Consider the following 12844-nt stretch of genomic DNA (forward strand, 5'->3'; position numbering starts at 1 on the left):
GATGATGCCATGCCCCATCTTGACTTTACCCAGCCGCCCTTTGACGTACTGAGTCTAGCTGAACGTCAAAGCATCAGAAAAAACACGAAGATCCGCTATCTTGCTAGAGATGAGATCCTACCCGCAGCAGACTTGCAGTATCTATATGTGGTCATCAAAGGACAAATTGAGCAATCACTGGGTGGTGAATTTGTCGCCTCTTATTTGGGCAGCAACCATTCTGATGAGCCAAACAATAATGACTGGTTTGATAGTCGCCGCTTACCTGAGTCACTCATAAAAAATGGTGTGCCAGAAAGTAAAAACACGCCTATACAGCCGTACCAGTTTCGGGCCAGTGAAGAGACATTGCTGCTACAAGTCGATGGTGCGACTGTCGATAAAATCAGCGCGCAAAATCATCTGGTACGCCAAATGCTATCAGACAAGCTACCCGAAAGACTAAAGGCATTGCGACAGCGCCGTAGCAACAAAGCCCTAAACCCTGCTGGCTATACCCATCAACAAGAAGTGCAGCAAATCATGCTGCAACCTGTCATCGACGTCCATTTATTGCCAGTACATATTGTCGATGCCAATAATAGCTTGTACGAAGCTGCGCGTATCATGACCGAGGCTGGGCTAAAACACGTACTGGTACGACCGCTGAACTATGTAGAAAATATACGAGACACTGAGCAGCCAAAACTGCTGTTAGGCATTCTCACCGATACGGATATTTGCCGTGCTGTGAGTGACAGACAAGATCCCGCTATTACGCTTTGCCAGCGCTATACCAATTTTAACCTACGTACGATCAAGGCCACTGACGAGATTGGCGATGCGTTGCTCACTATGACTCGCTATCGCATTCACAGGCTGCCGGTCATTGATAGCAGTGGTGATGTCGTCGGCGTGCTTGGACAAAGCGATATGCTCGCCCACATTGGTCATCACTCACAGCTTATTAGTATTCAAATCGAGCAAGCAACCGATCTACCAAGCCTAGATACTGCAGTCGAGCTTATCGGTCGCTATATTCGTGCGCAGCATCAAAACGGTGTCAAAATCGGTAATATCAGCCGCATGGTGCAGACGTTGAATGCGCAAGTATTTACCAAGCTCTGGCAGCTGATCGTGCCTGATGAAGTGATAAGCAATACTTGTCTCATCGTCATGGGTTCAGAAGGTCGCGGCGAGCAAATCATGCGTACCGATCAAGATAACGCCCTGATCATTCGTGATGGCTATACGCATCCGGATTTGGCACAGTTTGCCGATACCTTTAATAATCACTTGGCAACGCTTGGCTATCCACTGTGCGATGGCAATATCATGATGACCAATTCCATGTGGCGACAACCGCTCAGGCAGTTTACCGCGCAGATCGCCTCATGGTTTAGGAACACTGACCCCATGCATGACATTTACTTGTCTGCCATAATGGATGGCGAATACGTCTGCGGTGATGAAACCCTACTGACACAGGTACGTCAGCATTTAAGAATGGCTCACAGACACGCTGATCCAATGTTTATCCGGCAATTTGCCCGTGCAGCATTGCAGTTTGGCGATGTCAATCAGTGGTGGCAAAAGTTTGTACCTTTGATAGGGGGTAAATCTATATCAGCAGATATCGATCTAAAAAAAGCAGGGATCTTTCCATTGGTTCATGGTATTCGTACGTTGGCATTAGAAAATGATGTGCTCGATGTGCCTAGCAGTAAAGATCGCCTAAAGGCATTGGTGCAGTCTCATGCCCTGACCCAAGAGCGCGCCGATACATTATTGGAGGCGCTTGAGTTTTTTATGGCGCAGCGGCTATCCGTAGCACTGTCAACCGAGGACAAGCAGGCAAGGCAAGTCGATCCAACGACACTAACCGCACTAGAACGCGACCTGCTTAAAGAATGTCTGGCCGTGGTAAAAAGTTTTAAAAATCAGCTGCGTCAACACTATCAGTTAGAAATAGCATAAATATAGCAATAGAATAAATAAATGGATGATCAACATGAGCTGGTTACAGCAGTTATCTTGCGCTTGGCAAAAGACGCAGTTACAGCGTCCGGAGCTGGCATCAATGTTCACCATACCGTCGGCTGAGCAGTGGGTAGCGATTGACTGTGAAATGACTGGCCTGAACCCCAAAAAGCACCATTTACTATCCGTGGCAGCGATACAAATCAATGGCAATACGATCGATACGGGTAATGGCATGCACTTAGTTTGCAGACCGCCTGTAATGCCAGATCGGGATACAATTGTCATTCATGGTCTGCGTACTGCTGATGTCGAGCATGGCATGAGTTATGACGAGATGCTGGCTCTCTTGTTACCTTTTATTGATAACCGACCCATCGTCGGGTTCTGCCCGCAGCTAGACATGGCGTTTTTGAATCCTTTGGTCAAACGCTACATGGGCACGACCCTGCCCAACAAAGTCATCGATGTGCGTCAATTATACAGTCGACGTATGGGCGACCGTACGCAAGGTATTCCCAATCAAACGCAGCATTTGACTAATATTCTGGCGCATTATGGTATTCCTGAGCTTGGTGTCCATGATGCTTATAACGATGCAATAATGACGGCGATGGCATTTTTGCATGTACGCTAGCCTTTATTATTGACGATAAAATTGAGCTTCTGAGAGCATATGCGAAAACAGCAACTCATGTTACCATAAGCAGTTTTTGCCACCTGATGAAAGATGCTCATGCGATACCGTTCAAAGCGCGACCATCAGTCGCCCATTACTGCCAAAACTGCCGCAATCTGTAGCCGTGTATTACCCTCTCACTTATCTAATAAACGTCTGCCTACCCTCACGCTATTCGCTGCGATGATCATAGCGCCTGCTTATGCACAGGCGGCTCTACCAGCCCCCATTGAAGCAGCATTGTCACGTGCCAATCTGACAGCATCTGATATCAGTCTTATCGTAACGCCTGTGGGTGACAAAAATGCCAGTCGACTGCCCGCGTCTGTGCAAGTGATTGATAGCCGTGATACGGATCGCCAATCGACGCGACTCTCTAACTATAACGCTGTGACTGCTAATGAAAACAATAGCAGCCAAAACGTGACAAAGACAGATAATCTAGCGACCAACATCACCACTCATACTGACTCACAAAGCGCGCTAATCACTATTGAACAGCGTACGATTGAACAGCATGAGCGAAAAATACATACGTATACTGATGATCCTTATACGTATCAGAGTGTAGAGAGCATACCGACGGTTGTACCTGATGAGAACCCCTCCCTTACTAATGATGACAATAGCGCAGTGAGCACGGATAATGCCTCGGTAAAAATCTCCTTTTCACCACTATTGAATCATCAGCCTGATGTACCGCGTACGCCTGCCAGCACCATGAAGTTGGTACCCACTTTTATCGCGCTTGACACATTGGGAGCAGGTTTTGTATGGCACACGCGGGTTTATCATACGGGTATACAAGTCGGTGATACCTTGATGGGCGACTTGATCATTCAAGGCAGCGGCGACCCTAAGATGACTCATGAGCGATTAAAGCAGCTCCTTTATCAAGTGCAAGCGGCGGGTATTCGCCATATCAATGGCGATATCATCGTTGATAGCAGCATTTTTGAGTCGGTGAGCAAAGATCCTGCCGCCTTTGACAATGCGCCACTGCGTCCTTACAACGCCAGTCCAGATGGGTTTTTGGTGAACTTTAGCACCGTCGGTATCAAAACCTACCCTTTGGACAACGACCACGCAAGCTTGACTTATAAGCCGCGACTGGCTAACTATCAACTCCCTAATAAGATCCGCACACGCGACGCGGCTTGCGGACAGGTAAGCTACAGCCTATCGCCGCAGTGGCAAGCGGAGCGGCTAGCACTCAATGCCAGCCTGCCAAAAAGCTGCGGTGAGCATGTGTTTTATGTGGCGTATCCTGATGCCAAAACGTTTGCCGCACACGTCATTGCTGCTGAATGGCAAGCGCTTGGCAATACACTGAGCGGACAAGTGATCTCACAAGAAACCCCTTACGATGCCAAAAATACTTCAAAATTAGTACATGGTCTCACGGCTATTACCATGTCGCCTTTGCCTATGGTCAGCTATCCTTCATTGGACTTAACGCAGCAAATTTATGACATCAATCATTTTTCAAACAATGTCATGACAGAGCAAGTTGCCTTATCCATCGGCGCTTATGACACAACTGAGCGCGCCAATATGCCTGCTAAAAACAGCACGCAAAAGGCCGCCAGCTTGTACCAGTATCAGCCGATACATACTGACTATCCTGCAGCGCTAACACACATCAGCCAATGGTGGCAAACCAACCTAAGCACACCGCCACCTTATTTGACCAATGGCTCGGGACTCTGCCGCGACTGCACCATCACCGCTGCCAATCTGAGCGAGCTGTTGACTTACGCTTATAATCATCCAAACTTTGATGCGTATGTAGACTCGTTAGGTATCGCTGGAGTCAGTGGCACCATTGCCGCTCATAGTGAGCGACTACCTGACTCAGCAGCGATTGGCCGAGCGTGGATAAAAACGGGCACATTAAATAACGTCACCTCAATGGCAGGCTATGTCAAAGGATTATCAGGTCAAGACTATGTCGTTGTGGGTATGATTAATACAGATCAAGCGCTCAACCCTTATACGGCAAGACCTGTATTAGATGCAGTACTTGACTGGACCGCTCAGCGCTAATGGTTTTGCTAAAGCGATGCTTAGTAAGCAGTAGTAAAGCAGCAGCAGATATTTTGACGCAAGTGGCATGATTATTTGCACAGCAATTATGACTGCTATGTTTATGAATACATTTTTAAAACTTTTATTTTTACCTTTATAAAGGCAAGCTTATGTCACGTCAGACAACCAATCTCAGTAAGCCTCGCACGCTTGCGTCAAGTCAGCTTAAACTGGCGCAATATATTGGGTTTTTCGCCATTGGTTACATCCTTGCCAGCGCCATATTTATGATGATTCAGACCAAGATTGCGCTTAATTCGCAACTGGTCATGGTCGTCTCTATCATCGTCGGTGCTTATATTGCGGTCAGCAAATTCATCAAGCATCAGCAGCGCGCTTTGGCTAAACATGAAATCAACCGGCTCATGTTTGGCGGTGTAGCGGTGGTTTGGTTATTGACGGTCCTTTATTTTTTAGCCATATGGTTTTGGTTGTTTGATGGGGTTAGCCGTGAGGTATTACTCGAGATGGCTATGGCGCGGCCTTTGCCCTTGCTTTCTTCATTGGTGCTGATGCTGGTATTCACCTTGGTCAGTACGCGTATCAGCCTATGGGCCATCAACCATTTCTTGAACCCTGCTCCCAAAACAGTATGAACACAGCCAACTATCTACAACGAGCATAACCGACCACCTACAAGGTAATACAAAGTTTTCTCCTACTCATAGGTAAAATCCGTTAGGCTAACTTTGAGCAGTCAAATTTTAGCGGTTATTTGTTTTACTTTATAATAGGAGCAAACATCATGGAAACGGTTTTTTTTGACAACATAGATAAGCTCGGTCGCATTGTTTTAACGACTGTTATGGTCTACGTGTTGATTGTGTTGGTGACCAAAGCCTCTGGTAAACGCTCGACGTCACAGCTCAATAACTTTGACTGGATCGTGACCGTCATGATTGGCTCATTGGGTGCTAGTACCATTTTGCTCAAAAACATCCCTTTCATCGAAGGGGCTTCGTCGATATTGGTACTCTATCTCTTACAGTTTTTGATAACCAAATACGCCTCTATCTCACCACAATTTAGCAGTGTTATTCTGTCTGATCCACGTATTGTTTTTTATCAAGGGCAGTTTTTGCCAGAAGCGATGCGTGCCGAGCGCCTGACTCGTCAAGAAATCGAATGTGCGATGCGCGCTGAAGGGGTCAATAATTTTGATGATATCGAAGCTATTGTCTTCGAGTCTGATGCCAAACTCAGCGTGATTCCAAAACAACGCCAAGCCGATACGAGTGATGATGAGCAGGATGTAGATCACAGCGTGTCAGAGACCATTACCCCTTTGATGTAGTGATTAGATACTTGAGCACTGATGGCTATCAATACTCAGATTCAGTGCTCGAATGTAAAAATTTTTCAATTTAAAAAATGGTACCTACTATGAAGGTAAGAATTTTGACCGTTGGCAATAAGATGCCTAGCTGGGTGCAAACAGGTTTTGATGAGTATTTTAAGCGTATTCAGCCCATGCTGAGCACAGAGATTATAGAGATTGCCGCTGCAAAACGGGCAAAAAACCCATCAGATGCCAATCTAGCACAGTACCGTGAGCAAGAAGGTCAAGCGATATTGGCCGCTCACAACGCCGCGAGCCGTGAGCAATTATGGGTACTAGACGTCAAAGGTAAGATGATTTCAACGGAAGGATTGGCTGATAAACTCGCTGATGGCATGCAGCAAGGTGATGATATTGCGTTGGTCATCGGCGGTGCAGATGGCGTATCACCAGCAGTGTTAGCAAAAGCCGACGCAAAGTTATCATTATCAGCACTGACATTGCCGCATCCGCTGGTACGCGTGGTACTAATGGAGCAGCTATACCGCGCGATGAGTATCAACAATAACCACCCTTATCATCGCGGTAATTAACCAAACCCCAAGCTTTTTTTTGATTTAAAACGTCAATCCCAAAATAGATTGAAAAACTGGCGCATGCCCTAATAAATGGAACATGACATATCCAAAACGCGCGACATCCAAAGCCTCTCAAACTACGCATCAGCGTGATCATCATCACGACACTGTACAGACACCTATTACCTCTGCTGCGGCATGGGAAAGTGCGTCTGCTATAATGCCTAATGCATCCAAACTACCTGCGTTGTTTATCTCGCACGGGGCACCCACGCTTGCGATTGAGCAATCTGCCACGACCAGTGCATTGGCACGTATCGGGCAAAACTTACCTAATCCACGTGCCATCGTCATTATGTCGGCGCATTGGCAATCAGCAAAGCTCGAGATTAGCAGTAACCCGCAGCCAAAAACGTGGCATGATTTTTCGGGTTTTGCGCCTGAGCTTTACGATCTTCAGTATCCTGCATCAGGTCAACCAGCGCTGGCTGAGACACTTGCTCAGCAGCTCACCGCACGCGGTATCACATGTAGCGTCAATCCTGTACGTGCCTGTGATCATGGCGTTTGGGCACCGCTCAGACACCTGTACCCAGAGGCAGATGTGCCTATCGTTCAAGTGTCACTGCCGCAGCATTACGATAGCGTTGCTTGCTATCAATTGGGCGCGCAGCTCGCGCATCTGCGTGATGAGAAAATTCTTGTTATTGGCTCAGGTAATATCACACACAACTTACAAGCACTGCGCTGGGATGCCGATAGCATTGACCAAGCTGCCAAATCCTTTAAACAGTGGTTGCTCCAGCAGCTCAAGATAGACATACCCACTGCCCTCGACTGGCAGCAATATCCAGAGTACAAAGACATTCATCCAAGTGACGAGCATTTGCTGCCATTGTTTTTTGCGTTAGGTGCCGGTCAGCGCGTCTCGGTTGTTCATCAGAGCATGGCCCATCATAGTTTGGGTATGGATATTTACCGCTTTGATTAGCTTCTATTTACTATTTCCTACTTATCTAATTAAAGCACACAAACCAAACCTACTTCTCAAAGGCAGGTTTGGTAAATAAACCCGCACGCTCCATCTCACCTGCCAGACTAAATAGCGTCGCCTCATCATTCATACGCCCAATCAGCTGCATGCCAATTGGTAAGCCTTTTTTACTCATGCCGACTGGCACTGACATTGCTGGCAATCCTGTGACATTGCCCAACAATGTGAAGCCCATTTTTCCTAGCACAGGCGCGCTTAGCTTTTCGATCATGCCTGACTTAAAGGCATATTTACCCATGTCAAACCCTTTATTGAGCACCCCAGCGCTACGCATCATCATCTCATCCATGCGGCTGGGTGGTAGCACGCCGTGTTTGACCGCAGGCGTCGGTACCGTCGGGGACAAAATCATATCGTAGGTTTCTAATAACAGCCCCGTTTGATACTGACTGTGATGCCAGCCATGCTTGGCATGAACTAAATCCACTGCTGATAGCGAACGTCCGAGTAGCGCCATATTGTAGGTTTGCGGCTCTAGGTTTTTGATATGGGCGGGCCCAAACTCACGCTCGATATTATCAATCGTAAAGGCGGTATGCGCGCAGACCACGACGATAAAGTCATGCCAAAACTGCTCGATATTGATATTTGGCTCAGCGGGTATCACTTGATGCCCCATCGATTCTAGCTGCTTAGCGGTTTGCTCCAGTACAGCAAATACTTCTTTGTCCACTACGGTATTGGCAATCAATGGCTGCTGCTGCAAAGCGATTTTCAATGGCCTTGGCGCGCGCATCGCCGCCTGCAAAAACGTGCCGTCTGGCGGCGCAATGACATAAGGCGCGCCAATCTCTGCACCACTGGTGGCATCGAGCATCGCGGCACTATCACGTACCGAGCGCGTAATCACATGATCGGCCACTGCCCCATCCCAACCTTCACCAAGATTAGGGCCAAGTGGATTGCGGCCACGGCTTGGTTTTAAGCCAAACGCACCGCACCAGGCAGATGGAAACCGTATCGAACCGCCACCATCACCGCCGCCTGCCATCGGTACGATACCGCTCGCCACTGCCGCGGCACTACCACCTGACGAGCCACCAGAGCTATAGCCTTTTTTAAACGGGTTGTGAGTGGCGCCATGGGCTTTTGGCTCAGTGGTGATAATCAAGCCAAACTCTGGCGTATTGGTTTTGCCAAAGGTATTGACGCCTGTCGCTTTCATGCGTTTGACGATTTCGCTGTCTTTTTCTGAGAGGATATTGACGCTGCGGCTGCCCATTGTAATGGGTTCATCTGCGAAGCTAAATGATAAATCTTTTAGCAAATACGGCACGCCAGTAAATACGCCAGAAGGCAGTCCTGCCTGCGCCGCGTTGTAAGCGCGCTCATCGAAGCGGTGAATAATGGCATTTAGCTTGGGATTGAGTTTATTGGCCTGATAAACGGCGGCGTCTAATAGCTCCTTTGCACTGACCTCACCTGAGTTAACCAGTGCCGCTAAGGCGAGTGCATCGTACTGGGTATATTCTTTAAACATAACCAACCTTCCTTGGAGAGTAATTGTAGTAAGAATTTTTAAATATCTATTTCATCAGTAACTGTCAGTTTATTATAAAAAACCACGACTTATGGTTGATAAACAAACTCACTGGTCATTTGAAAGTTTTGGTAGCTTATTCGCTTATGAGTGAATTAATCTTGAATCTCTTTCACAAAAAAAACGAGCCATTTTCATGACTCGTTTTTTCATTATTCATTCAATACTAAGCACTACATTAACAGTTCGCGCTTACCACTTTTGCCCATCGAGCTGACCAGTCCAGCGTCTTCCATTGAGTCGACAATGCGCGCTGCACGGTTATATCCGATACTGAACTTACGCTGGATACTAGAAGCTGAGACCTTACGCGTTTCCATAATAAAGGCGACGGCGTCATTATATAGATCATCATCTTCACCAGAGGCATTAGCCGTGCTACCACCGCCCGGACTAGATAGCTCAAAATTTCCTGCCATGTTGTCAATATAATCGGGCGCACCGCGCTCACGCCATGCGTCACAGACACGGTTGACCTCTTCATCACTGACATAAGCACCGTGCACACGATCTGGTTCAATCTGACCTGGCCCCAAGAACAACATATCACCGTTACCGAGCATGTCCTCAGCACCGCCACTATCCAGAATCGTACGCGAATCGACTTTTGAGTTGACACGTAGTGCTGCCCGTACTGGGATATTGGCTTTAATCAAACCCGTAATGACATCGACTGATGGGCGCTGAGTAGCTAGCATTAAGTGAATACCAGCCGCACGTGATTTTTGTGCCAAGCGCGTGATTAACTCTTCGGCTTGCTTGCCCACCTGCATAATCATATCGGCAAACTCATCCGCGACGATGACAATCATGGGCAGCGTTTTGAGCTTTGGCGCTTGGCTAATACTCACGCTATCATTTGGTCGCCATAACGGATCGAGCATTGGATTGCCTGATTTCTCTGCCGCGATGACTTTTTTATTAAACTCGTTGAGCTTACGAACCTTGAGTAAGCTCATTAGCTGATAGCGACGCTCCATTTCGGCCACACACCATGACAAGCTGCTAGCGGCCTCGGTCATGTCAGTAACAACTGGGGTAAGCAGATGCGGAATGTCATTATAGTTGGCAAGCTCCAGCTGCTTTGGATCAATCAAGATGAGTCGCAATTGATTGGGTGTGTACTTGAGTAACATCGATAATAGCATTGAGTTGACCAATACCGATTTACCAGAGCCTGTGGTACCAGCGACCAGCATATGCGGGGCACGCGCCAGATCAGTAATAATGGGGTTACCGCCAATGTCTTTACCCATCGCCATGCTGATTTGTGCTTTAGGGTCTTTGAACATCTCGGTACTAAGTAGCTCGATTAAGCGCACCATTTCACGTTTTTTATTGGGCACTTCGATACCAATATACGGCTTACCAGGGATGACCTCGACCACACGCAAAGAGGCCATCGATAGTGAGCGCGCCAAGTCACGTGAAATACCAGTAACTTTGCTGGCTTTGACACCAGCCGCCAGCTCCACTTCAAAACGAGTCACCACAGGCCCTGGTATGGCATTAACTACAGAGGCTTTTACATTGAACTCTTGTAGTTTGATCTCAAGCAGCTCAGATAATTGTTCAAGCTCAGCAACGGTATAGCTAGGCTTACGGTCAGGATCAGGCTTGTCCAATATAGACACTTCTGGAATAGGGGTTAGGCTACTGCGATAGGCAGCCGTCTGCATCGAGCGTGATTTTTGACTGAACGCCGCATCGTCACTGATATGCGGCATAACGGGTGCACTATCGTCAGTACTATCCTCCTCCGGCATCATGTCAGTGATATGGTTGCTACTATCACCTTCTGGTACCGCAAAGCTGACAGAAGGTTTAGCTGGGGCTACAGGCTGCGTATTTGAGGCCGAACTGACCGCTTCCACAGTTGGCGCCGCTTTTGGATTGGCAGGCGGCGTATTGGTCGGTGTCATATCCGAAATTTCTGATACTGATGCGGCCACCTCTACTGATGGCTGAGCCACTGTGACCTCAGGTACAGGCGATGACTCATTACGTTGTAATAGTTCGGACTGTGCAGCAGAGAGCCCATAAGAGTCGTCACTTAGAATGCTATTAGTGGCGTCTGACGTAGGCCTTGATAGCTCTTCTTGCGGAATTTGATTAGTGACATTAGTTTCCTCAGCAGTAGCAACCGACGATTTTGCAACAGGTTCTGATATATTGCCATGCTCCGCCAACCATGCTTCTGCCAACTTATCGACATTCTCCGTTATATCATCTGGGTGAGAGTCTTCCGGCTCAGTAATAGCCTGATTGACAGCTTGAGCATTCGTTGATTCATCCATTGAGGATTGAGTAGCTAGCTCTTGATTAGATAAATCTGATTGAGTTTCGGTTTCTACCATCGGTGCTGCCACAGAGGTTTGTACTGCTTCTTCTAGTGACACGTCAGTGACGACTTCACTCTGTGCATAGTTAGGCACAGTAGAATTATCTATGCTGTTAGTGCTATAAGCCATCTGTTCACGCGCGAGCAAATTATCAACCGTATTTGCATCATTCCATGCAAAGCTTGGCTCGACTTTGCGAACAGGCGCTGCGATAGGGTTTGGTATCGTTGATGTGTTGGTATCACTGACTGTACTGCCAACCGTAGCATTAGCGGTCGCTGCGACCGCGTATGGTGACTCACTTTTCTCATCGCTAGACGTTGCTGCTGCTTTTGCTGTCGCCATAGATGCTTTCACACTATCAGCCAATCCGGACGTCGACAAAAAATCTGATAATACATTGCTGAATCTGCCACTATTATCTACTGCGTGAACACTATTCGCATCGTCAGCTGATTGCAACTCAAGTGGCAGCTGCTCATACTCGGCTGTTTGATTGGGATTTCCCTCTTTGATACTGTCACGGTCTTGCGACACCTCACTTTGCTCATCCAACTCGGCAGCATCTTCTTTATTTTTTAACCCTGAGCCAAGCCAAGATAGTGCTGTAATCTTCTGATATATAGAGAGCCAATGGATGTTAAAGGCAAAGGTCGCGGTAATCACAACGAACACCGCCAAGAAAACCACACTGCCCCACTGCGATAGCAACTGTGCCAAACGTTGCTGCAACTCAAGACCGATGATACCACCAGCCACGCCTTCAAGTCCCGTTGATGCAGGATTGGCTACTTGCTGAATTAAGGCAACCAGTTGTGCAAATAATGCACTGGCGCTCAACAGCAAAAACACATAAGCGACCAGTCGCATGAGCCAAAACGTCGGCTTATTGTCCCACCAAATAAGGATAGACTCATAAACCACAAACGCTAAAAACCACCATGCACCATAGCCAAAAAAGCTATAGAGCAAGTCGGACAACCAAGCGCCCGTCTGGCCACCCATATTGTTAATAGTCGTCATATCACTACTGATATGCGACCAGCTAGGATCATTGCCTGTGTAAGTCATTAAAATAACAAACAAATAAACAGCCAGTATTAGCCCAAGGAGGGTAAATATTCCCTTTTTTAAATACTCAATAAGCGGTGCTGATATCACGTAAAATCTGCCTTGTTGTTAATACTAAATGGTCGCCAGTGCATGACTAAGTCTAATCATGCTGACATAAAGTGCTGACATATAAAGGTACCTAGCAAAGTGTTTGGTTGAGATTCAACTCTCAAAAGGCCTGAGCATAGCAGTCATCGCTTAAGCTCTATCAC

The 12844-nt window shown here is 47.3% G+C and carries 9 protein-coding genes; 7 read left to right on the forward strand and 2 right to left on the reverse strand.

Annotation, left to right across the window (positions count from 1 at the left end):
* Positions 1–9: 9 nt before the first annotated feature.
* The 7 genes from GYK50_RS10350 (at position 10) to GYK50_RS10380 (ending at position 7574) form a co-directional block, all read left to right on the forward strand.
* Positions 10–1956, forward strand: coding sequence for a DUF294 nucleotidyltransferase-like domain-containing protein (locus tag GYK50_RS10350; protein ID WP_212563863.1), 1947 nt, complete (start codon positions 10–12; stop codon positions 1954–1956).
* A gap of 34 nt (positions 1957–1990) precedes the next feature.
* Entirely contained in the window at positions 1991–2596 is a 606-nt protein-coding gene (locus GYK50_RS10355; RefSeq protein WP_212563864.1) for a 3'-5' exonuclease, read from the forward strand.
* 99 nt (positions 2597–2695) lie between these two features.
* Positions 2696–4684, forward strand: coding sequence for a D-alanyl-D-alanine carboxypeptidase/D-alanyl-D-alanine endopeptidase (gene dacB, locus GYK50_RS10360; protein WP_212563865.1), 1989 nt, complete (start codon positions 2696–2698; stop codon positions 4682–4684).
* Positions 4685–4836: 152 nt separating this feature from the next.
* A complete protein-coding gene (locus GYK50_RS10365) occupies positions 4837–5322 on the forward strand; it encodes an ABZJ_00895 family protein (RefSeq protein WP_212563866.1) in 486 nt (161 codons plus the stop codon).
* A 149-nt stretch (positions 5323–5471) separates the two neighbouring features.
* Positions 5472–6020 (forward strand): DUF421 domain-containing protein, encoded by a 549-nt coding sequence (locus GYK50_RS10370; RefSeq protein ID WP_212563867.1) that lies wholly within the window; start codon positions 5472–5474, stop codon positions 6018–6020.
* 89 nt (positions 6021–6109) lie between these two features.
* The gene (rlmH, locus tag GYK50_RS10375) at positions 6110–6598 is read left to right on the forward strand and encodes a 23S rRNA (pseudouridine(1915)-N(3))-methyltransferase RlmH (protein WP_212563868.1); all 489 of its coding nucleotides are present in this window, start codon (positions 6110–6112) and stop codon (positions 6596–6598) included.
* An 82-nt stretch (positions 6599–6680) separates the two neighbouring features.
* Positions 6681–7574 (forward strand): DODA-type extradiol aromatic ring-opening family dioxygenase, encoded by an 894-nt coding sequence (locus tag GYK50_RS10380; RefSeq protein WP_212563869.1) that lies wholly within the window; start codon positions 6681–6683, stop codon positions 7572–7574.
* Between the two features lie 49 nt (positions 7575–7623).
* On the opposite strand, the gene GYK50_RS10385 is transcribed toward GYK50_RS10380, so the two are convergent.
* A complete protein-coding gene (locus tag GYK50_RS10385) occupies positions 7624–9117 on the reverse strand; it encodes an amidase (RefSeq protein WP_212563870.1) in 1494 nt (497 codons plus the stop codon).
* 233 nt (positions 9118–9350) lie between these two features.
* Positions 9351–12680 (reverse strand): DNA translocase FtsK, encoded by a 3330-nt coding sequence (locus GYK50_RS10390; RefSeq protein WP_212563871.1) that lies wholly within the window; start codon positions 12678–12680, stop codon positions 9351–9353.
* Positions 12681–12844 lie beyond the last annotated feature (164 nt).

Source organism: Psychrobacter pacificensis (assembly GCF_018336615.1).
Classification (GTDB): Bacteria; Pseudomonadota; Gammaproteobacteria; order Pseudomonadales; family Moraxellaceae; genus Psychrobacter; species Psychrobacter pacificensis.